The organism is Aeromonas sp. 11P (assembly GCF_051920165.1).
Lineage (GTDB): Bacteria > Pseudomonadota > Gammaproteobacteria > Enterobacterales > Aeromonadaceae > Aeromonas > Aeromonas veronii.
On the sequence record NZ_JBQBDJ010000004.1, the window covers coordinates 1,534,404 to 1,556,571 of the forward strand.

Consider the following 22,168-nt stretch of genomic DNA (forward strand, 5'->3'; position numbering starts at 1 on the left):
GTCAAGGGGGCTGACCGAATGCACAATACGCCGCCAATAAAGGACCGATGTTCACTGCGACATCGGTTTTTGTATTTTTGAAGTGCAGTACAAACCCACCACAAGAGGCCGGAACGTTTCCGGAAGTGATATTCGAGATTGCCAAACAATCTCCCGACGTTGAGAGGATAACAATGGGGCGTTTTAATGCTTTCCTGCCGGTACAGCCCGGTATGCGCCTCCCCGGCGCCCTTGATGTACAGGCTTGCGAATCCATCGTATCCCTGCGCTCGTTGCAAGCACGTGCTGCGGCACTGATTGAGGAGAAAGCGTAATGGCATCTCAAGGCGCCAAGCTGCTCAAGACCCTTACCCTGACACAAGTGATTGTGATGGGTCTGGCCTATCTGACCCCCATGGCTGTCTTCGACACCTTCGCCATCGTCGGTGACATCACCGATGGCCGGGTCGCCACCGCCTATCTGCTGGCTCTGGGTGGCATCCTGCTCACCGCTTTCAGCTACGGACATCTGGTACGCAAGTTCCCCTCTGCGGGCTCTGCCTATACCTATGCCCAGAAGGTGTTCAACCCCTACGTCGGTTTCATGGTCGGCTGGTCCTCCCTGCTCGACTATATGTTCATGCCGATGATCAACATCCTGCTGGCCAAGATCTACCTGACCGCCATGTTCCCGGGCGTCGAGCCCTGGGTGTTCATCTTCGGTCTGGTGACCGTGATGACCTTCCTGAACCTGCGCGGCATCAACTTGGTCGCCAACTTCAACGGTCTGATCGTGGTGATCCAGCTCGCCATCATCACCCTCTTTATCGGCCTGATGGCGTGGGGCATCTACCACGGCGAAGGAGCTGGCACCCTGATGAGCAGCCGTCCGTTCCACTTCGAGTCAGCACAGCTGGTACCGCTCTTTACCGGTGCCACCATCCTCTGCTTCTCGTTCCTGGGCTTTGATGGTCTGAGCTCCCTCTCCGAAGAGACTCCGAATGCCGGCAAGGTGATCCCCAAGGCGATCGTGCTGACTGCCCTTATCGGCGGCATCATCTTCGTGGTGGTCTCTTACTGCCTGCAGCTCTACTTCCCGAGCCTCGCCCGCTTCCAGCATCCGGATGCGGTACTGCCGGAGATCGCCCTCTACGTTGGCGGCACCTTCTTCCAGTCCGTGGTTCTGGTCTGCACCACGGTGGCGGTGCTGGCCTCCGGCATGGCGGCTCACGCCGGTGTCTCGCGCATCCTCTACGTGATGGGGCGTGATCGCATGATCCCGGAGCGGGTGTTTGGCTACATCCACCCGAAATACCGCACCCCGGCCATCAACGTGCTGATGGTGGGCGGTCTGGCCCTCTCCGCAGTCTCCTTTGATCTGGATACCGCGCTGGCGCTGGTCAACTTCGGCGCACTGGTGGCGTTCAGCTTCGTCAACCTGTCGGTGATCGGTCAGTTCTGGGTACGCGAGAAGCGCAACAAGACCCTCAAGGATCACGTCATCTACCTGTTGATGCCGCTGCTCGGTGCCGCCACCATCGGTGCCCTCTGGATCAACCTGGAGCAGAGCTCGCTGGAGCTGGGCCTGATCTGGGCGGGCCTCGGCGCAACCTATCTGTTCCTGCGTCTGGCGGTGTTCCGTATCCCGTTCCGTCAGTACGAAGAGGCAGCCGACGCCTGATCCTTTGCGGATAACGGATAGACAGAAGGGGAGCCATGGCTCCCCTTTTTGCTGCCGGTCTGTTGCCGGTCACACGGACTTGGACCCGGTCTGCTTACTGCTTATCCAGTACGGCGGTCGCCGCAGCCTTGAGCGGATCGCGAGCGATGGTCTTGGCATCCTGCTCCGCCTTGTGCAGCTGCTGGTTTGCCTTGTCCATCTTCTGCTGCATACCGTTGCCGCTCTCCTTGAGGTCGGCACGCTTCTCGCCCAGCAGGTCGTTGCGGCCTTTTTGCACCTCGGCTTTCACCTTCTCTTTCTCCTGCTTCACCAGCTTGCTGGTATCACAGTTGCCCTTGACTCCCAGAGTGGCATTCACCGCTTCGTTTTTGAGGGCCTTGTCGAGGTTGCAGTCGGTTTTCAACAGGCTGGCCTGTGCCCCTGCCGAGAGCAGCCCCAGCGACAGAGAGAGGATCCATGCACGCATCATCTAGTTTACTCCTGCTTGCCAATAAAGGGGCGCAGTGTAGCGATCACATTCCGGCTGACAAGGCGGCAGTGCTTTCGTCCCCCCTTTTGCCACACCAGAGCCAACCGGCTCGGTCAGCGCCTGTCGCCGCAGTTCGTCGTCATAAAAACATCATCGAAATGTCACGTTGTCATATTTCTGTCATTAACCATTGATTAAATGCGCGGGTCATCAACAACCCAAGACGGAACGACCGTCTCAAGAGGCTTTATGCAACACCATCACTCCTTGTCACAGCCGCCCGCGACCCGCGCCCTGTTCAACTGGATGAGTGTCATCGTACTGGTCTACCTGATCCTGGTTGCCGTGGGCGCCATCTCCCACGGCTTCAAAGATTTCTCCGGCGGCGCCGAGGGCGCAGCCCAGATCTTCGCCTTTGCCAACAACCCCTTTGTCGCCCTGCTGCTGGGTATTCTCGCTACCGCGCTGGTGCAATCCTCCAGCACCGTCACCTCGGTGATCGTCGGTCTGGTGGCTGGCGGCCTGCCCATCAGCATGGCCATCCCCATGGTGATGGGTGCCAACCTCGGTACCACCATCACCAACACCATCGTCTCCATGGGCCATGTGCGGGATCGTGCCGAGTTCCGCCGCGCCTTCGCCGCCGCCACCGTGCACGACTTCTTCAACCTGCTGGCGGTGTTCATCTTCCTGCCGCTGGAGCTGATGTTCGGTCTGCTGCAACACAGCGCCGAGTGGCTGGCCAACCTGCTGGTAGGCTCCGCCAACATGTCGATGAAGGGCATGGACTTCATGAAGCCGCTGACCGCACCGGCCCAGCAGCTGATTGACAGCGCCGTTGTCTTCCTGCCGGGCAAGGGTGCCGCCATCGCGACCATCATCATCGGTATCCTGCTGATCCTCGCCTGCGTCACTTATCTGGGCAAAGTGCTGCAACAGGTACTGGTTGGCCGTGCCAAAGAGGTACTGCACAAGGCGCTGGGCCGTGGCCCGCTGACCGGCATCACCTCCGGTGCGCTGGTGACCATCATGGTGCAGTCCTCCTCCACCACCACCAGCCTGATGATCCCGCTGGCTGGCGGCGGCGTGTTCAGCACCCGTCAGCTCTACCCCTTCACCCTGGGGGCCAATATCGGCACCACCATCACCGCCCTGCTGGCTGCCACCGCCATCAGCGGAGCCGGTGCCCAGCTGGCCATGACCATCGCGCTGGTCCACGTGCTGTTCAACCTCTTTGCCGTGGTGCTCATCTATGGCATCCCCTTCCTGCGTGACCTGCCGGTTCGCGCCGCCGAGGGGCTTGCCCGGGTAGGCAGCGAGAACAAGCTGCTGGCACTGGGTTATGTGGCGGGTCTCTTCTTCGCCCTGCCCGCCCTGATGATGGTGGCAGCCAAGTAAGCGTCACAACCATGACAAGGGGCGAGTCAGCGACTCGCCCCTTTTTGCGTCCAAGTCGCCGAGCTTTGCCTGCCCGCACACATCCTCCTGCCCTGTGGCTCGCCATCAGGGGCGGTGCGCGATAAGATGGCGTCCTCATTGCACTTTTTACATTTCATGGAACAGGAAAAACCGATGAAATTCATACTGATCGCGCTGCTCATCGCCGGTGTGGCCTACTACTTCTACTCCAGCAGCAACAACAAGAAGCTGGCGGCCGACAACGTGCGGATTGGCGCCGAGTTCCTCGCCAGCAACAAGGACAAACCGCTGGTAACCACCACCGCCTCCGGCCTGCAGTACGAAGTGCTGACCCCGGGCACCGGCACCGTTCACCCCACTGCCACCAGCAAGGTGAAGGTGCACTACGAGGGCAAGTTGCTGGACGGTACCGTCTTTGACAGCTCGGTTGCCCGTGGCGAGCCCATCGAATTTGGCCTCAATCAGGTGATCGCCGGCTGGACCGAAGGGGTACAGCTGATGGTGGAAGGTGAGAAGACCCGTTTCTACATCCCCGCCAACCTCGCCTACGGCGACCGCGCCGCGGGCAAAATCCCGCCGGGATCAGTCCTGATCTTTGACGTGGAGCTGTTGGGTATCCAGTAAGCGCTCCGTCACGCTCCATCAACAACAAGGCCAGCATCATGCTGGCCTTGTTGTTGATGGGAACCTCACTCCCCCTTGGCGATCCCTTCCCGGCGCGGATCCGCAGCGCCAAACCAGCCGCCAGCATTGCGCTCAACCCCCTGCAGGCCGGAGGTCTGTTCGTTCAGCACCACCTCATGTCCCCTCGCCTTCAATCCCTCGACCACCGACATGGGGGTGCGCCCCGCTTCCAGCTCGGTGGGGCCGTTGCGGCTGCCAAAGTTGGGCAGGTTGATGGCCTGTTGCAGGTTCAGGCCCCAATCCTGGGTACCGAGCAGGGTCTTGCCCACGTAGTTGATAATGGCGGAGCCCCCCGGCGAGCCCAGCGTCATGGTCAGCTCGCCGCTTGGCTTGTCAAACACCAGCAGGGGTGACATGGAGGAGCGGGGCCGCTTGCCCGGCTCCACCCGATTTGCCACCGGCAGACCGGCGGCATCCACCGAGGTGAAAGAGAAATCGGTGAGCTGGTTGTTGAGCAGGTAACCGTTGACCATCTGACGCGATCCAAAACCATCCTCGATGGAGCTGGTCATGGAGATGGCCATCCCCGCCTTGTCGACGATCGAGACATGGCTGGTAGAGGGGAGTTCCGGGGTCGCATCCTTGCCGCGCGCCAGCGCCAGTGGCGGCGTACCGGGCTTGGCAATCCCCATGGAGTGCTGACCGACAAGCTTGCCCCGCTCGGCCAGATAACCCTTGTCCAGCAACCCCTTCACCGGCACGCTGACAAAATCGCTGTCGGCGACGTACTGGTTGCGATCGGCGAAGGCCAGACGCGCCGCTTCGCTGTAGAGATGGATAGCCTCGCTGGAGGCTGCCAGTCCCCCCTCCTTCGTGGTGATCGGCTTGAGGGCCGCCATATCGCGGCTCTCCAGCATGCCGAAGATCTGGCCGAGTGCCAGGGTACCGGACGAGGGGGTGGGGAAACCGCAGATCTTGCTCTGGCGATAGTCAAAGCAGAGGCCATCCCGCAGTTTGGCCTGATAGTTGGCCAGATCGGTGGCCGCCAAAACCCCGGGGTTGGTGGGATGTTGGCGTACCTTGGCCACCATGGCATCCGCCAGCGGCCCCTGATAGAAGGCGTCCGCACCCTCTGTGGCCAGGGTACGCAGCACCTTGGTCAGCGCCGGGTTGGTCAGCCGGGTACCCGCCGTTTTGGGGCTGCCATCCGCCTGATAGAAGTAGGCTCGCGCCTGCGGATCCCGTGCCAGATAGGGATCCTTGGCCAGCAATGTGGCCAGCCGTGGACTAATCACAAATCCTTGTTCTGCCAGCGTGATGGCAGGCTCGAACAGCGCAGCCCAGGGCAACTTGCCATAACGCTGATGGGCCAGTGCCAGAGCGCGCAGGGTACCGGGAACACCGACCGAGCGGCCTCCCACCACCCCGTCATAAAACGCCAGCGGCTTGCCATCTTGCATAAACAGCTGGTCGGTGGCGGCAGCCGGCGCCGTCTCGCGGCCATCCACCGCGCTCACCTTGCGGCCATCCCACACCAGCAGCAGCGTTCCGCCACCGATCCCGGAAGATTGCGGCTCCACCAGCGTCAGCACCAGCTGCACCGCAATGGCGGCATCGACGGCACTGCCACCGGCCTTGATGATTTGGTAACCCGCATCCACCGCCAGCGGGTTGGCGGCCGCCACCATGAAGTCATGGCCCTGCCAGCCCTGCTTGTCGGTCCAGCCACTGGCGGCTTCGGGTGCGATCAGGGTCTGGGCTGGCGGGGTGTAGTGAAAGCCGTTGTCACTGGCACAACCGGCCAGCAGGGCAAGGGCGATAGCGAGCCCCAGCGGTTTGCGCAACATGACACTCTCCTTGTCTGTTTTATGACCATGAAGAGGGACTATGTCACGATTGGCGCTGGTAGCTCAAGTTATTGAACAAGATCAATATCTTACTTATCTATCAATAATGGCTATCCGTAACAGACATAAAAAAACCGCCCGAAGGCGGCTTTTACGATGGGATGGCAGAGGCCAAACAGGCGCATGTCCGGTTAGATGGACTGCTCTTCGCCACCCAGGGCGGCAAACAGCGCCGGGATAAACTGGGACAGCTCGGCGGTGACCAGCGCGAAATCCGCATCCAGACGGGCGGCCGGATCTTCGCTGGTGACGTCGTCATTCTGCTCACGCAGCTCTTCGCTGAACTTCAGGCGCTTGATGGAGAGATCATCCCCCAGCACGAAGCTAACGGTCTCGCCCCAGTTGAGGGCCAGCTTGGTCACCAGCTTGTCGTTGGCCAGGTGGTTCTTGATTTCATCCGTCATCAGATCCTGCTGCTTGCAGCGGATGATGCCGCCGTGCTCCATGGCACTGCGCAGCTCGGCTTCATCTTCCAGCGTGAAGGAGGCGGGCAGATTGCCCTCGTTCAGCCACTCGGTCATGGTGATCTCCGGCGGGTTCTTGAGGGCCACCGGCACCACCGGCAGGGAGCCGATGGATTTACGCAACAGTGCCAGCAGATCATCCGCCTTCTTGGCAGAACCTGCGTCCACCACCATCAAATTGTCGGCCGGATTGATCCAGGCGAAGGTCTGGCTGGTACGACTGAAGGCACGGGGCAGCAGGGTGTGGAGGATCTCCTCTTTCAACGCCTCCTTCTCTTTCTTCTTGAGGGCGCGTCCCTGTTCGAACTCGATCGCCTCTACCTTCTCGGCCAACATCTCCTTGACCACGGTACCGGGCAGCATCTTCTCCTCCTTGCGGGCGCAGATGAGGATGTGGCCGGAGGCAGAGTGGGTCAGAGTTGAGCCGAATTTGCCAAGGGGCTTGACCCACCCGAAACGGGAGATGTCCTGACTGCCGCAAGGGGTGAAGGCACAGGCTTCCAGCTGGGTTTCCAGCTGATCCACGGTCAGGTCAAAGGGGCGGGTAAAGCGATAAATCTGCAGGTTTTTAAACCACATGGCGTCCTCGGTCTCTAGATTGTCCGGCGGGCATTGTACTAGAGAGGCGCTTTGTGATCAGCCAATCATTCTCGCTAAATAAAGGGCGATCGACCTCACAGGGTCTCATTTATATCACCTGAGCGGTCACCAAGTTCCCCTAGACTGCGAGTTGTGCAAGTTGTTAACAAGGATGAAATTATGTTACGGCCCAGTCGCCCGGAAGACATGGAAGAGATCGTCGAAATCTGGTTGCTGGCCTCCCTGCAGGCTCACGATTTCGTCGATGCCTCCTGCTGGTGGCAGGCACAGGAGGATCTGCGTACCCGCTATCTCGATCGCGCCGCCATCTGGGTGTTTGAGGAGCGCGGCGATCTGCTCGGTTTCATGGCACTGGTGGACAACTATCTCGCCGCCCTGTTCGTGCGCCCCGACCGTCAGGGTCGCGGCGTCGGCCACGCTCTGCTGCAGGAAGCCAAGCGTCAGGGGGCGTCGCTCCACGCCAGGGTCTTCGTCGAGAATGATCAGGCGGTGCGTTTCTATCGCCGCCACGGCTTCGTCATTGAGGCCGAGGAGTCCGATCCCCTTACCGGCCACCCCCAATACCGGATGTGCTGCGAACCGGCCTGAATCGATGCCAGCCCCCTGTTTTACTTGAAAAAAGCACGGGGCATCCTCATCTTGTCCTCATCGGGTGCCACAGGCACCGTCCCTGCAACCGGGCTGCTTTCCAATGAAAATCCTCCATACCGCCGACTGGCACCTTGGCCATCAACTCCATGGTCATGACCGCCGTTTTGAACACGATGCCTTCCTAGATTGGCTGAGCGACACCCTCAAGGTGCGCGAGATCGACGCCCTGCTGGTGGCGGGCGATCTGTTTGATACCGCCAATCCGCCCGCCAGCGCCTGGCAACAACTCTACCGTTTTCTGGCGCGGCTGCGTGCCGAGATGCCCCACCTCAACATGGTGCTGATCGGCGGCAACCACGACTCCCCCTCCAAGCTGGATGCCCCCCACGAGCTGCTGCGTGCCTTTGACCTGCATCTGGTGGGCAGCATCAGCCGCGACAGTGAGGGCAAGCTCGAGACCGACCGTCTGCTGGTTCCGCTGCAAGACCGGGAGGGCAAGATCGCCGCCTGGTGCGCCGCCGTGCCGTTCCTGCGCAGCAGCGATCTGCGGGTAGAACAGCTGGCTGAGGGGCAGGACAGGCTGATCGAAGGGGTTCGACAGGTCTACGCCGAGGTGCTGGCCGAAGGGCGCGCCCGCTGCGGGGAGGCGCTGCCGCTGATCGCCATGGGCCACGCCTATCTGGCGGCGGGCCAGCTCTCGGAGCTGTCGGAGCGGCGGGTGCTCGGCGGCAACCAGCACGCCCTGCCTGCCGAACTCTTTGCCGGTGCCGACTACACGGCGCTCGGTCACCTCCATCTGGCCCAGAGCCCGGCCGACGGGGTGCACTACAGCGGCTCACCGCTGCCGCTTTCGCTCGCCGAAGCCAACTACAACCATCAGGTGCTGGAAGTGACCTTTGCAGAAGGCAAACTGGCCGGGCTGGAGCGGATCCCGGTGCCCCGCGCAGTGGAGATGATCCGCCTGCCCCAGAGCACCCTCGACGACGCGCTGAACGCCATCGCATCGCTCAAGCTGCCTGCTTGTCCACAAGAGGCACAGCCCTTCCTCGAAGTGCGGCTGCTGCTGCCCAAGCCCGAGGCCCGCATCCGCGAGCGCATTCTGGCGGCCATCGCCGACAAGCCAGTGCGGTTGGCCCGCATCAGCACCCAGTATCAGGGCTCGGGGGAAGGGCTGGCCGATGGCCGCGAGCGGCGCAGGCTCGATGAGCTCTCCCCCACCGAGGTGTTTCGCCTCTGCTATCAGCGCCAGTTTGAAGGGGAGCCCGAGGCTGGGTTGGTCGCCTCGTTTGAAGAGATCCTGGAGCAGGTGAAGGAGTCAAACCAATGAAAATCTTGTCTCTGTCAGGTGAGAATCTGGCCAGTCTGACCGGCCCCTTCACCATCGACTTTACCAAGGGGGCGCTCGGCGCCGCCGGTCTGTTTGCCATCACCGGCAATACCGGCGCGGGCAAGAGCACCCTGCTCGATGCCATTTGTCTGGCCTTATACGACGAGATGCCGCGCTTTATTGCCAATCGCAAGAACGTGGCCGAAGTGGGCCGCATGGATGACGAGGAGAAACTCAAGGCCAACGACGTGCGCGGCATTCTCAGTCGCGGCCACGCCAGCGGTTTTGCCGAGGTGCAGTTTCGCGGCTGTGATGGCCGCATCTGGCTGGCCCGCTGGGCGGTGCGCCGGGCGCGAAACCGCTCGGAGGGGCGTTTTCAGGCGCAGGAGCGAACCCTGACCGATGTGGAGTCCGGGCAGGTCTTCTCCGGCAGCAAACGGGAACTGCAGGATCGCATCGACGAGCTGGTGGGTCTCTCCTGGGAGCAGTTCCGCCGCGCGGTGATCCTGCCGCAGGGGGAATTTGCCGCCTTCCTCAAATCGGACGCCAACGAGCGCTCCGCCCTGCTCGAACGGATGACCGGCACCGAGCTCTACTCCGCCATCTCCATCCAGACCTATGAACGGGCGCGGGAAGAGCAGCAGAAGCTGGCCACCATCGCCCAGCGCCTCGGCGACGTGGCGCTGATGGACGAAGCGACCCGCGAGCATTGGGTAAGCCAGCAGGTGAGCCTCTCCACCACCCTCAAACATGAACAACAACAACAGCTGCTGATGCAGGACTTGCGCGATCTCAATAGCCGCATTGCCGCCCAGCTGCAGGGCTGCGCCGAGGGGCAAGCGGCGCTCGATGCCGCCCTGCAGGCCCACGGCGCCGCGGCCCCCGAGCGCGAGGAGTTTGCCCGTGCCGAGCAAGCCCAGGTGGCCCGCGCCGATCACGACGAGCTGACCCGCCTCACTCTTGAGGTGCAGCAGCAGGAGAAGGTGATCGCCGAGCTGGGGCCGGAACTTGCCAAACTTGAGGAGCAGACCCAGCAGAGCGCGCTGACCGAACAGCAGTTGCTGGCAGAGAAGATCGCCGCCGAGCGGGAATGGGGTGCCCTGCAACCCGAACTCAAGCGGGCGCAGGAGCTGGACACCCGCATCCGGGAAAAAGTGCAGCAGTTGCAGAAGATCCAGCAGGAGGGGGCGCAGGAACGAGAAGTGCAGCTCACGCTGGAGCAGGGCTGGCGCGAGCAGAGCCGACAGGTGGAGCTGCTCAAGCAGCAGCACCAGCAGTGGGGGCTCTGGCTCGAAGAGCACAAGGAGCTGGCACCGGTTGCCCGCCAGTGGCAGCCCCTGCTCACCGCCATGCAGGATTGGGCCGAGGATGCCGACAAGCTGCAGCAACTGCTCATCCTGCGGGATCACAAGCTGCGCGCCCTGCAACAGTTGCAGCGCCAGCTGGAGCAAGGCCAGCAAGAGCGCGACTACTGGCAACATGAACAAGCTCGGTTGCAAGAGCAACAGAACGAGTTGCAGGAGCAGCAGTGGGAGAGCCGCCTCGCCAAGGCGCAGGAGCAGTGGCAGCAACAGACCGAACAGCTGGGCCAGCTCCGCCAGCTGCTGGAGCTGGCCGATTATGGCCGCAACCACGGCGAACAACATGGCCGCTTGCAGCAGGAGATTGCCCAGCTGGAGCAGGCGCTGGGCAAGCTCGCCACCCTTGGCGAAGAGCTGGCCCCCGCCCGCGAGCGGCTCGCCCTGCAGCGGGACGAGGCGCGCCATGCGCTGGAGCAGTCCCGTGCCATCGCCAGCTTCGAGCAGTATCGCCATATCCTGAGCGATGGCGAACCTTGCCCGCTGTGCGGTTCCGGGGAGCACCCCTACAGCCAGAGCCAACCACAAGTGGCGGGGATCCTAGGTCAGCTGGCGGAGCGGGTCAGAAGCCTCGAACTCGAATGGGATCGGCTCAATCATCAATACATCCAGTGCGAGAGCGAGCGTCAGGAGCTGGCCCGCCAGCTGGCGGTGCGTCAGCAACATCTGCCGGAGCTGGAAACCCGCGCCGAGCAGTTGACCCAGCGCTGGCAACAGCTGGGGGGCGATACCCTGCTGGGTCATCCGCTGCCGCTGCGCCAAAGCCCCATTGAGTGGAACGAGCTGATGAGCACCCTGCTTGGCCGTGGCCAGGCGCTGGAGCAGGGGCTGGCCCGGAGCCAGCAGCAGCTGCGTCAGGCCCAGCTTGGCCAACAACAGCTGCAAGGGGTGCGTCAACAACTGAGCCAACTGGCTGCCCAGCACCAGCAGTTTGACCAGCAGTGGCAAGAGGCCGACCGCCAGCGCATCGCGCTGGAAGGGGAAGTGAAGGGGATGGGCGAGCAGGAGGCGACCCTGCGCCAGCGCCTCGAGCAAGGCGCCCACCGCCTCGATGAGCAGATGGGCGGCCAACCGTGGCGCCAATGGCTCGGCAGCCAGCAGTGGCACGAGTGGCAGCGGGCCTGCGAAGCCTGGCTGCACGGCCAGAGCGAGTGGGAGCGGCTGGCCAGCGAGATCGCCAGCCTCACCCCTGCCCTGAGCGCCCAGGAGGCTCGCCTGCAGACCCAGCGCGAACTGCTGCACAAACTCGAGCGGGACTACAAGGAGCACGAGCAGCAGCGTCAGGGGCTGCTCACCAGCCGCGCCGCCTGTCTGGGTGGCGAGGAGATCCCGCTGGTCGAGAGCCGCTGGCAACAGCGGCTGCAACAGCTCGCCAGCGAACTGGAGCTGATGCAAAGCAGCGCTCGTGCTCTGCGGGAGCGGCAGACCGAACTCAAAACCCGCCTCACTCATGTGGAGCAGGAAAAGCAGACCAGCAGCCGCCGCAAGCGGGAGGTGCTGGGGCGCTGGGCTGCCCATGCCAGCACCCTCGGCATTGCCGAGTATGACCTTCGCCGCCTGCTCGCCATCAGCCCCGATGAACTCAAGGCTCGCCGCACTGCCCTGCAAGGGCTGGAAGATGCCCTTGGCGAGGCGCGCACCCGCCTTACCGAGCGGCAACGGGCGCTGGCACTGGAGGAGAGCAAGCGGGATCGCTATCGCGAGCATCACCCCGAGCTGGCTGCCCTGCCGGATGCAGAGCTGAGCGATCAGCTGGCGGCACTCGATGCCCGTTGTCGCGCCCTTGAAGAGCAGCTGTTCGAGTGCAAGAGCAAGCTGGCACAGGCCGAAGCAGCTGCCCTCAAGGCGGGCAGCCTGCAACAGGAGCTGGCCGCCCAGCAGGCAGTGGCCGACCACTGGCAGCAGCTGTGCGATCTGATCGGGCAGGCCAACGGCGCCAAGTTCCGCACCTTCGCCCAGAGCCTCACCCTCGAGCGTCTGCTGCTGGAGGCCAACGCCCAGCTCGCCGAGCTGTCGCCGCGCTATCGGCTGGAGCGGGTACCCGGCACCGATCTGGCGCTGCAAGTGGTGGATCTCGACATGGGGGATGAGGTGCGCTCGGTGGACTCCCTCTCCGGTGGCGAGAGTTTTCTGGTGTCGCTGGCGCTGGCGCTGGCCCTCTCCAGCCTCTCGTCACGGCAGACCCAGGTCGAGTCGCTGTTTATTGACGAAGGGTTTGGCACCCTGGATCCGGACAGTCTGGACCTGGCGCTCGCCAGCCTCGACTCCCTGCAGGCCGCCGGTCGCCAGATCGGGGTCATCTCCCACGTCCAGACCCTGGTGGAGCGGATCGGCGTGCAGATCAGGGTCGAAGCCCTCGGCGGCGGCGAGAGCCGGGTAGTGGTTCCCTGAGAGCCTTCGGCTCAATCACCAGTACCATCGGTCCACCACGCTGTAAATAACAAGACCCCGCCAATTGGCGGGGTCTTGCTGAGAGGCTATCAACCGAAGCGGTATGCGCCCATATAGAGGCTGCCACCATCCCAGCTCTCGTGCAGCCGGGTTGGTGCCACACCATCGGCCGCCCCCAACGCCACAAAGAGCGGGCGCAGGTGGTCATCGTGGGGATGGGACTCCACCGCTCCGGGGGCCTGCTGGCGATAGTCGAGCAGCGCCAGCCGATCCTCGTCGGCCATCTTCTGCTCCAGCCAGTCGACAAACTGGCTGGCCCACTCCGGCACTGGCGAGCCTTCCGGCGCCAGCGCCCGCAGGTTGTGGGTGATGGCCCCGGAGGCGAGGATGCCAATCCTCTGACTGCGCAGTGCCCCCAACACCTCGCCCAGTTGCCACAATTGGGCCGGAGTGAAGCTCGCGGGAATGGAGATCTGCACCAGCGGGATCTCGCTGTTTGGGTCGATCAGGGAGAGTGGTGACCAGACCCCGTGATCCAGCTCGCGCCGCACCGGGGTGGCGGTCAGTCCGGCCAGTGCCAGCTGGTCGCTCACCCCTTGTTGCAGCCACTCGGGGCTACTGGCAGGCCAGCGCATCCGGTAGAGGGGCTCTGGAAAGCCGTAAAAGTCGTACATTAGCGCCGGTTTGGGCTCGACGTTGATCTGCAGCTCGCGGCTGAACCAGTGGGCGGAGATGACCACCAGCCCCTTGAGCTCACCCAGACGCAGGGTTCGCAGAAAGCGGGTGGCGGGTTGCTCACGCAGCACCAGATCCGGTGCGCCGTGAGAGATAAACCAGACGGGGGCGAGGGACATAAAGCGGACTCCAACAAAGTATCAGGGGGCGATACCGGAGGGGATATCGCTGTTGGAATCGATTATCCTCCCGCCATGAAAGGTGGACAATCCAGCAAGATAGATAAGAACTATCAACTAATGGTTGATAATTTCACGCCTTCACGACCGGTAAGCAGCAATAAATATCAAGGCTGCGGCGCATCCGGCTGCGGTCGGGCTGCACGAAACGCCATCCGGGTCGCTGCACTGTGATCCTGCCACTCTCGCCACGCCAATCCCTCGGCGGCCGCCTCCCCTTTCACCGGATGGGAGAAGATCGCCAGCAGACCGGCATTATCAGGCCAGTAGCGGGCTGGCAGCGTCTGAACCAGCAGCAAGGCGGCGCCCAGCAAGAGCAGAGCCCATCCGGTTTCATGGCTGTTTTTCATCCCGGCCTCCTTCACCCGTGCGCCAATGAACTAACATTTTTGCGCAAGCCGGTGACAAGACGGTGACAGCGGACGGGTGGTCATTTTACAACATCTGAACCTCAACCCGGCCAAACAACCACAGATGGCAACATTTGTATCCCTTCAGCCCGAACCTGTGACCGTATGCTCTAAAATGTGACTCACAGGAAAACGTTATCCCTGAAAAGAAAACGTTATCTGGTCAAAACGTTGTTTCTGGATCATAAAAAGATTCCAAAAACTGGTGTATATTGCTCGGCGGAAATTCCTTAACCATGAAGATTGACATGAAAAAGACCAAAATTGTCTGCACCATCGGTCCGAAGACCGAATCCAAAGAAATGCTGGCCAAAATGCTGGACGCTGGCATGAACGTCATGCGCCTGAACTTCTCCCACGGTGACTACGCCGAGCACGGCAGCCGCATCAGCAACCTGCGCGCTGTGATGGCCGAGACCGGCAAGCACGCAGCTATCCTGCTGGACACCAAGGGTCCGGAAATCCGTACCATGAAGCTGGAAGGCGGCAACGACGTCGCGCTGGTCGCTGGCCAGACTTTCACCTTCACCACCGACCAGACTGTGGTTGGCAACAAAGACAAAGTGGCCGTGACCTATGCAGGTTTCGCCAACGATCTGCGCGTCGGCAACCGCATCCTGGTTGATGACGGCCTGATCGGTCTGGACGTTATCGAAATCACCGAGCGCGAAGTTATCTGTAAAGTGCTGAACAACGGTGATCTGGGCGAGAACAAAGGCGTTAACCTGCCGGGCGTCTCCATCAAGCTGCCGGCCCTGGCCGAGAAAGATAAGCGCGACCTGATCTTTGGTTGCGAGCAAGGCGTTGATTTCGTTGCTGCTTCTTTCATCCGCAAGAAAGAAGACGTTCTGGAAATCCGTGAGCACCTGAAAGCCCACGGTGGCGAGAACATCCAGATCATCTCCAAGATCGAAAACCAGGAAGGTCTGGACAACTTCGACGAGATCCTGGCTGTTTCCGACGGCATCATGGTTGCTCGTGGCGACATGGGTGTAGAGATCCCGGTTGAAGAAGTTATCTTCGCCCAGAAGATGATCATCGCCAAGTGCAACAAAGCCCGCAAAGTGGTTATCACTGCCACCCAGATGCTGGACTCCATGATCAAGAACCCGCGTCCGACCCGCGCCGAAGCTGGTGACGTGGCCAACGCCATCCTGGACGGTACCGACGCAGTGATGCTGTCCGGTGAATCCGCCAAGGGTAAGTACCCGCTGGAAGCCGTGACCATCATGGCCACCATCTGCGAGCGTACCGATGCCGTGATGCCGTCCAACCTGTCTGCTGCCAACGACAGCAACAAGCTGCGCATCACCGAAGCCGTATGTAAAGGCGCCGTAGAGACCTCCGAGAAGCTGGACGCCCCGCTGATCGTGGTTGCTACCGAAGGCGGCAAATCTGCCAAGGCCATTCGCAAGTACTTCCCGAAAGCCTGGATCCTGGCTATCACCACCAACAAGAAGACTGCTGCACAGCTGGTTCTGACCAAGGGTGTGGTTGCTCACGTGGTTGACAGCATCGCCTCTACCGACGATTTCTATCGCATCGGTAAAGAAGCCGCGCTGGAAATCGGCATGGGTCTGAAAGGTGACGTGGTTGTGATGGTCTCCGGTGCTCTGGTACCGAGCGGCACCACCAACACCGCTTCTGTTCACGTTCTTTAATCAGAGCTGAACGAGTTGAAAACGGCGCCTGCGGGCGCCGTTTTTTTTGTCCCTCCCCCCTGCTTACCTGACAAGCCCGGTGTTAGAATCCACGCGAATTTAATCTATGCGGGAAATCTCCCGAATATCGCGTAATAACCCGGAAGTTATATGCCCTCAATACGTTTTAAAAGAGTCTCGGCCACCCTGTTGCCGCTGCTCTGTCTCCTCGCCAGCCTCTGCGTCCCGCAAGCCATGGCGCAAGATGTCCCCTCTCGCAACGCAGTTCAGCGAGCGCTGGATGGTCTGGGTAAATCAGAGACCCTGACCGTCAGTCAGCAAGCGGATCAGAAGTTGCTGACCGAAACCCTCGCCCTGCTCGACAGCATCGACAAGGAAGAGGCCAAGGCCAAGACCCAGGCCCAGCGGATCCGCAACCTGCCCACCGAACTCAGAGAGATCAGCGCCAAGCTCGATGCCCTGACCAAGGGCAAGAGTGCCGAGCAGATCAAGAGCGAATACGCCAGCATGAGTCTGGCGGAGCTCGACAGCCGTCAGCCGGAAGTGCTGGCCAACATGCAGGCGGCCCAGGAGGCCCTCGGCGCCATCGGCAGCCAGCTCACCAGCTTGCAGACCCTGCCGGAGCGGGCCCAGGCCAGCATGAGCCGTGCCTACCAGCGCAGTCAGGAGATCCGTACCCGCCTCAACGCCGGTGAAAGCGTCTCCAGCGCCGAGAAGATGAAGCTCGGTGCCGAGCTGGCCCTGCTCGACCTGCAACTGGCCCACCTGCAAAAGGAGCTGGATAACCGTACCAGCATGCAGGATCTGGCGATCAAGCAGCGCGACTACCAGAGTGCCCGTCTCGCCAGCGAAGAGCAGAAACTGCAGCTGTTGCAGGATCAGAGCAGCGCCAAGCGCCTCGGCGACACCGAAAAAACCGCCGAGCAGACCGGTGAACTGGTGGCGACCGAAGACAGCCCGCTGGTGCAAAAAGAGCAGGAACTCAACCACCAGCTCAGCCAGCAGCTGATCGGTGCCACCACCAGCCTCAACTCGCTGGTCCAGAAAAACCTGCAAGCCAAGAGCTGGCTGGAGCGCGGCATCCAGACCGAACGCAACCTCAATGAACAGGTGCAGATGCTCAAGGGCAATCTGCTGCTGTCGCGCATCCTCTATCAGCTCTATCAGCAGCTGGAAGCGGCACCCACCATCGCCGTCAAAAACCTGGAAGAGCAGATTGCCGACCTGCATCTGGCCCAGTTTGAACTGAGCCAGCAGCGTGACCAGCTGTTCCAGAAGAACCTCTATCTGGACAATCTGATCGCCGGCAGCAAGGATCCGGTGACCGAGGAGGACAAGGAGAGCCTTGCCAAGCTGCTCGATACCCGCATCAATCTGCTCGATCAGCTCAACCGCCAACTCGACAGCCAGCTCACCAACGCCATCAGCCTGCAGCTGACCCAGCAACAACTGGCGCGGGTCTATGCCTCTATCGAATTTACCCTGCAGCAACACATCTTCTGGGTAAGCAGCAACAAGCCCATCGACAGCAAGTGGTTTATCAGCTGGCCCGCCCAGGCCTATAAACAGGCCTCCGACTGGGTATTGAAACCGGACTGGAAACGCTGGCGCGAAGAGCTGCTGGGGATCTCCCTGCTCGCCTTCCCGCTGCTGCTGATCGGCGGCCTGCTGGTCTGGAAGCGTCCGGCGCTGGTTGAGCGCGAGAAGAAGATCACCAAGGACCTTGGCCGTTTCCGTCAGGACAGCCAGTGGCACACCCCGCGCGCCCTGCTCTATACCGTGCTGCAACGCCTGCCGGGCAGCATGTTCATTCTGGCTGGCGGTCTGCTGCTGACCTACTGCGGTCTGCTCAGTCCCAAGCTGATGTTCCAGATCACCCTGAACCTCGCCCTCGGTTATCTGGTGTTCAGCGTCTATCTGGCCGTGATGCGCCCGGGCGGCATCGCCGAGACCCACTTCCGGATCCCGAAAGCGGAGCTGCAGGCCAAGCGCAACAGCATGCGCTACATCTGGTTGCCACTGCTGCCGCTCATCATGCTCGCGACCAAGGCGGTAGTTGAACCCTCCACCTTGGGCAACGACGTGATCGGCCAGGCCATGACCCTGACCCTGCTGGGGCTGGCCGCCTATCTGGTGTTCCCCATCTCCCGCGCCCGCATCAAGGGCGAGGCGAGCATGCAGAAGTCGCTGATCGCCATCGCTCTGGCGCTGGCGCCGGTGGCGCTGATCGTGCTGGCCGTGCTCGGTTACTACTACACCGCGCTGAAGCTGACCGGTCGCCTGATCGAATCCTTCTACCTCATCATCATCTGGAGCCTGGTCTACCGCACCGCCCTGCGTGGCCTGGAGCTGGCAGCCCGTCGTCTGGCCTACCGCCGTGCGGTGGCCAAGCGTGAGCACAAATCTTCGGAAGATGCGGAAGGTGGCGAGTCCATCGAAGAGCAGCCCATGGATCTGGAGGATGTCAGCCAGCAGTCCCTGCGTCTGACCCGTACCGTGCTGATGCTGATCTTCGGCGTCGCCTTCTACTGGCTCTGGTCCGATCTGGTCGCGGTATTCTCTTACCTCGACAGCATGGTGCTGTGGCACCGCAGTGAAGGCACCGGCGCCAACGCCGTGCTCTTCCCCATCAGCCTGAGTGACGTGCTGATCGGCTTCCTGCTGCTCGGCGGTGCATGGTCACTGGCGCGCAACCTGCCGGGCTTGCTGGAGGTGCTGGTGCTCTCCAAGCTCAACCTGGCTCAGGGTACCGCCTACGCCATCACCACCATGCTCAACTACGTGCTGATCGGCTTTGGCTCCCTGACCGCTCTCTCCATGATGGGCGTGCAGTGGGACAAGCTGCAGTGGGTTGCTGGTGGTCTGTCAGTCGGTATCGGTTTCGGCATGAAGGAGATCCTCTCCAACTTCGTCTCCGGCATCATCATCCTGTTCGAGCGTCCGGTGCGGATCGGTGACACCGTCACCATCGGCTCCTTCTCCGGTACCGTCTCGCGGATCCGCATTCGCGCCACCACCCTGACCGACTTCGACCGCAAAGAGGTGATCATCCCCAACCAGCAACTGATGACAGAACGGCTCATCAACTGGTCGCTGAGTGACACCGTCACCCGGGTGATCGTACGGGTGGGCGTGGCGTATGGCTCGGATCTGGAACTGACCCGCACCCTGCTCAAACAGGCGGCCGACGAAAACAGTCGGGTACTGAAAGATCCGGCCCCCATCGTCTACTTCCTCACCTTTGGCGCCAGCACCCTGGATCACGAGCTGCGCTTCTTCGTGAGCGAACTGGGGGATCGCAACCCGGCGGTGGACGAGTTGAACCGCAAGATAGACCAGCTGTTCCGCGAGAACGGCATCGAGATCGCCTTCAACCAGATGGATGTCTACATCAAGAACATGCAGGGCGAAGAGCAGAAGGTGGAGTCCAACTCCGCCGCTCTGCCGCCGCCCGCGGAAGATGGCAAGCAGCCAGCCTGATAGCGAACTGCATTAATCTGATAGCAACAGCCGCTCACCCAGGTGAGCGGCTTTTTTATGCCAGTTTATGGCGATAGAGACAGTTCCCCATTGCCAGCATGGCTGGCCGCCGCACAACAGGCAGCCATCACCCTTGATAAAATATAAAGAGAAATAAAACCATAAAAACAATAACTTAAGTCACCAAGCAACTGACTACTTGGATCAACCCCATGCTCTTCTCCCCTCACCACTTACCCCATACCGCGCTCGCTCCGGCTCCCGGACTTTTATAACTTTTTTTAATTTTATTTGAGTGTCCTCTTCATCCTGACCATTGCAAAGTGGCGCCATTCCAGTGCCGGGCCCTGTGACCACCACCCGGCTGACATCGACTTGCTCATTTGATAATTGAAAGGATCCGAGAGATGAAACACTCCTTGATGGTAATGGGAATAGCCGCCTGTCTTGCATTGAGTGGCTGCCAGAATATGGATACCAAGAAAGTCCTGATAGGTGCAGCTGCGCTGGGGGCCATCGGCGCCGCTGGCTATTACGCCGGGAAAAAGCACAGCGATAACAAACACGAGCATGATGGCCAGCATGACGATAGCGATGACCAGCATATGGCCACCAGCAAGATGCCCCGTTACTGCTCGGGGGAAGCAGCCAGCAAATTCCATGTCTCCCCGCGCGATATCACCACCGAGTCGGCAGAAGAGAGTGGCCACAGATACAAGGTCTATGGCCAGTACGAGACCGACGATGATGCTGTCGACTTTACCTGCACCTTCAATCACGACGGTCGCTTCCTCTCGGTCGTTCGCAGCTGATTGGCCAGCGGTTACAGCCAATCACCACAGCCTCCCCATACAGGACACTCACGATGAAACAGCAACGCAGCATGATCGCCAGCCTCATTGCGCTGGCCCAGACACGGATACCGGATGACATGCCTGCGTTCTGCCACGCCTTTGCCATCAAACCGGAAGATACGCTTTATCTGCCACCTTCCGAGCGCGTGAAGATTTGGTGACCACCAGCCCGAAAAGCTCCAGCAGATGGATCTCCTCCACCTGAGCTGAAGATGACCGACACAGGAAGTGTCTGTTTTACCCTGTCTGGTTTTTCCCGACCCACAGGTGCCTGACCATGTGGGCTTTTTTGATCTTATTGCCCCTCCCCCCCCTGCCCAACCAGCTTTCACCCGGCACCGTCGCAGCAAGCCACACCGACTCTTTTTCGCGTTTGCCATTGGCTGAAAAACCGGCGGAGGAACCGCTATAAATCGGTTTACCACCAAACAGGTCTGACCTATGGTAAAGCATGTAAAAGATGCATCGTGGAGCCGCTTTTCCTATGAATGACCGAGAACTGCAACAGATCCTGTTTCGCTCCTTCGATGTGATCCCGCTGCCTATTCTGGTGTCAGAATCCATTGCCCGTCACGATGACTGCTCACCCGACATGATCCCGCAGCGGCGCCACCGCTTCCTGAATAAAGCCTTCATTGAGCAACTGGGCTACAGCCTTGACGATCTGCCGGACATGGCCTCCTGGTTTCAGGTCGCCTACCCGGATGAAGGGTATCGCCGCACCATCATCGACTCCTGGCACTCCCAGGTGGAACAGAGCTTGTCGCAAGGGCTAGAGGTCGCCGAGATGCCTGCGCTGATCCGCTGCAAGAGCGGTCAGTCGCGCTGGTTTATCGTCACTGCCCAGCTGGGAGCCGATGCCATCCCGGATGGCCATATCGTCACCTTTCGCGATATCCACGACCTGCAATGCATGGTGGAGGAGGTGAGCCGCCTATCCTGCACCGATCCGCTAACCGAACTGACCAACCGGCGTGGCGCCCAGCAACAGTTGCAGGCCCTTTGGTTGCAAGGTGAGCCCCTCTCGGTGGTGCTGGGAGATATCGACCATTTCAAACAGGTCAATGACCGCTACGGCCACCCTGCGGGTGATGCCGCGCTCTGCGCCGTCGCCCACGCCATGGCGAGCCTGCTGTTGCCGGGAGAGAGTCTGGCCCGTTGGGGTGGAGAGGAGTTCCTGCTGATCCTGCCTGGTTGCGATATTGAACAGGCGGCACGGCGCGCCGAACAGCTGCGCCAGCATGTCAGTACCACCCGCTTGCCATGGCAGGGGAAGCAGCTATCCCTCACCATCAGTCTGGGGTGTGCCAGCATGAAGGGACAGGAGGGCATCGACTATCTGCTGATGATGGCAGACCGGGCCCTTTATCAGGCCAAGGATCAGGGCCGTAACCGGGTTGTCATCTCGACGGAATAGAGTGGTAACCAGAATGGAAAGCCGACTCGCGGCCATAAAAAAACCGAAGCACAAGGCTTCGGTTTTTTACTGCGCAACTGGCGTGAGCCAGCCGGGCATTACTTCTTGATACGGATAACCGGGGTCTCGCCCACAGTCACGGCACCAGTCATTTTGATCAGCTCTTTGATCTCGTCCATGTTGGAGATGACAACCGGAGTCAGGGTAGACTTGGCTTTCGCTTCCAGAACGGCCAGATCGAACTCGATGATGGTGTCGCCACGCTTGACCTGTTGACCTTCCTGAGCGATACGCTTGAAGCCTTCACCTTTCAGTTCAACGGTGTCGATACCGAAGTGAACGAACAGCTCGATACCGGAGTCGGATTCCAGAGAGAACGCGTGGTTGGTCTCGAAAATCTTGCCGATGGTACCATCGCACGGCGCAACCATCTTGTTGCCAGCCGGCTTGATGGCGATACCGTCACCAACGATCTTCTCGGCGAAGACAACGTCAGGCACATCTTCGATCGGCACGATTTCGCCAGACAGCGGAGCAAAGATTTCGATGCCGCCGGTGTCAGAGCTATCGTCGGAAACCAGTTTCTTCAGTTTATCAAACAGACCCATATAAAGCTCCTAGA

General features: G+C 60.9%; 18 protein-coding genes. 12 read left to right on the forward strand and 6 right to left on the reverse strand.

The window, feature by feature from the left end; translation table 11 throughout:
• Positions 1-47 precede the first annotated feature (47 nt).
• Both ACTG1P_RS07010 and ACTG1P_RS07015 read left to right on the forward strand, forming a co-directional pair.
• The gene (locus ACTG1P_RS07010) at positions 48-314 is read left to right on the forward strand and encodes a hypothetical protein (RefSeq protein ID WP_021230505.1); all 267 of its coding nucleotides are present in this window, start codon (positions 48-50) and stop codon (positions 312-314) included.
• Positions 314-1,660: an APC family permease gene (locus ACTG1P_RS07015; RefSeq protein ID WP_236294823.1), complete on the forward strand. Its 1,347-nt coding sequence runs from the start codon at positions 314-316 to the stop codon at positions 1,658-1,660. Before ACTG1P_RS07010 ends, ACTG1P_RS07015 begins: the two co-directional genes overlap by 1 nt.
• A 94-nt stretch (positions 1,661-1,754) precedes the next feature.
• Here ACTG1P_RS07015 and ACTG1P_RS07020 read toward each other — a convergent pair whose 3' ends face one another.
• On the reverse strand, positions 1,755-2,129 hold the full coding sequence (locus ACTG1P_RS07020; protein WP_005359057.1) for a hypothetical protein: 375 nt from the start codon (positions 2,127-2,129) through the stop codon (positions 1,755-1,757).
• 249 nt (positions 2,130-2,378) lie between these two features.
• On the opposite strand from ACTG1P_RS07020, the gene ACTG1P_RS07025 reads away from it, so the two are divergent.
• Positions 2,379-3,527, forward strand: coding sequence for a Na/Pi cotransporter family protein (locus tag ACTG1P_RS07025; protein WP_440000855.1), 1,149 nt, complete (start codon positions 2,379-2,381; stop codon positions 3,525-3,527).
• 174 nt (positions 3,528-3,701) lie between these two features.
• On the forward strand, positions 3,702-4,172 hold the full coding sequence (locus tag ACTG1P_RS07030) for an FKBP-type peptidyl-prolyl cis-trans isomerase (RefSeq protein WP_005338245.1): 471 nt from the start codon (positions 3,702-3,704) through the stop codon (positions 4,170-4,172).
• Positions 4,173-4,237: 65 nt separating this feature from the next.
• Here ACTG1P_RS07030 and ggt read toward each other — a convergent pair whose 3' ends face one another.
• Together ggt and rdgC are read right to left on the reverse strand one after the other, a co-directional pair.
• Entirely contained in the window at positions 4,238-6,019 is a 1,782-nt protein-coding gene (ggt, locus tag ACTG1P_RS07035; RefSeq protein ID WP_440000856.1) for a gamma-glutamyltransferase, read from the reverse strand.
• A gap of 191 nt (positions 6,020-6,210) precedes the next feature.
• Complete coding sequence (gene rdgC / locus ACTG1P_RS07040) at positions 6,211-7,122, reverse strand: recombination-associated protein RdgC (RefSeq protein ID WP_005347467.1); 912 nt, start codon at positions 7,120-7,122, stop codon at positions 6,211-6,213.
• 180 nt (positions 7,123-7,302) lie between these two features.
• Between rdgC and ACTG1P_RS07045 the strand changes: the two genes are divergently transcribed.
• The 3 genes from ACTG1P_RS07045 (at position 7,303) to ACTG1P_RS07055 (ending at position 12,810) form a co-directional block, all read left to right on the forward strand.
• On the forward strand, positions 7,303-7,731 hold the full coding sequence (locus ACTG1P_RS07045) for a GNAT family N-acetyltransferase (RefSeq protein ID WP_005338252.1): 429 nt from the start codon (positions 7,303-7,305) through the stop codon (positions 7,729-7,731).
• Positions 7,732-7,834: 103 nt separating this feature from the next.
• Positions 7,835-9,061, forward strand: coding sequence for an exonuclease SbcCD subunit D C-terminal domain-containing protein (locus ACTG1P_RS07050; protein WP_440000857.1), 1,227 nt, complete (start codon positions 7,835-7,837; stop codon positions 9,059-9,061).
• A complete protein-coding gene (locus ACTG1P_RS07055) occupies positions 9,058-12,810 on the forward strand; it encodes an AAA family ATPase (protein WP_440000858.1) in 3,753 nt (1,250 codons plus the stop codon). The genes ACTG1P_RS07050 and ACTG1P_RS07055 overlap by 4 nt, the downstream gene beginning before the upstream one ends.
• An 89-nt stretch (positions 12,811-12,899) precedes the next feature.
• Here the strand turns inward: ACTG1P_RS07055 and ACTG1P_RS07060 are convergent, their stop codons facing one another.
• A complete protein-coding gene (locus tag ACTG1P_RS07060; RefSeq protein WP_440000860.1) occupies positions 12,900-13,664 on the reverse strand; it encodes a DODA-type extradiol aromatic ring-opening family dioxygenase in 765 nt (254 codons plus the stop codon).
• A 167-nt stretch (positions 13,665-13,831) separates the two neighbouring features.
• A complete protein-coding gene (locus tag ACTG1P_RS07065) occupies positions 13,832-14,074 on the reverse strand; it encodes a hypothetical protein (RefSeq protein WP_440000861.1) in 243 nt (80 codons plus the stop codon).
• Positions 14,075-14,382: 308 nt separating this feature from the next.
• On the opposite strand from ACTG1P_RS07065, the gene pykF reads away from it, so the two are divergent.
• The 5 genes from pykF to ACTG1P_RS07090 all read left to right on the forward strand — a co-directional run bounded on the left by pykF (position 14,383) and on the right by ACTG1P_RS07090 (position 21,546).
• Positions 14,383-15,795, forward strand: a complete 1,413-nt coding sequence (gene pykF, locus ACTG1P_RS07070) for a pyruvate kinase PykF (protein ID WP_031227651.1) — start codon at positions 14,383-14,385, stop codon at positions 15,793-15,795.
• A 150-nt stretch (positions 15,796-15,945) separates the two neighbouring features.
• Positions 15,946-19,275 carry a mechanosensitive channel MscK gene (mscK, locus tag ACTG1P_RS07075; protein ID WP_440000862.1) on the forward strand — a complete coding sequence of 1,110 codons (3,330 nt, stop codon included), beginning with the start codon at positions 15,946-15,948 and terminating at the stop codon, positions 19,273-19,275.
• Positions 19,276-19,682: 407 nt separating this feature from the next.
• Positions 19,683-20,087, forward strand: a complete 405-nt coding sequence (locus ACTG1P_RS07080) for a hypothetical protein (RefSeq protein WP_236368501.1) — start codon at positions 19,683-19,685, stop codon at positions 20,085-20,087.
• A 53-nt stretch (positions 20,088-20,140) separates the two neighbouring features.
• The gene (locus ACTG1P_RS07085; RefSeq protein ID WP_440000863.1) at positions 20,141-20,290 is read left to right on the forward strand and encodes a hypothetical protein; all 150 of its coding nucleotides are present in this window, start codon (positions 20,141-20,143) and stop codon (positions 20,288-20,290) included.
• Positions 20,291-20,613: 323 nt separating this feature from the next.
• Positions 20,614-21,546: a GGDEF domain-containing protein gene (locus ACTG1P_RS07090; protein WP_440000864.1), complete on the forward strand. Its 933-nt coding sequence runs from the start codon at positions 20,614-20,616 to the stop codon at positions 21,544-21,546.
• A 98-nt stretch (positions 21,547-21,644) separates the two neighbouring features.
• Here ACTG1P_RS07090 and crr read toward each other — a convergent pair whose 3' ends face one another.
• Positions 21,645-22,154 (reverse strand): PTS glucose transporter subunit IIA, encoded by a 510-nt coding sequence (crr, locus tag ACTG1P_RS07095; protein ID WP_005338264.1) that lies wholly within the window; start codon positions 22,152-22,154, stop codon positions 21,645-21,647.
• Positions 22,155-22,168 lie beyond the last annotated feature (14 nt).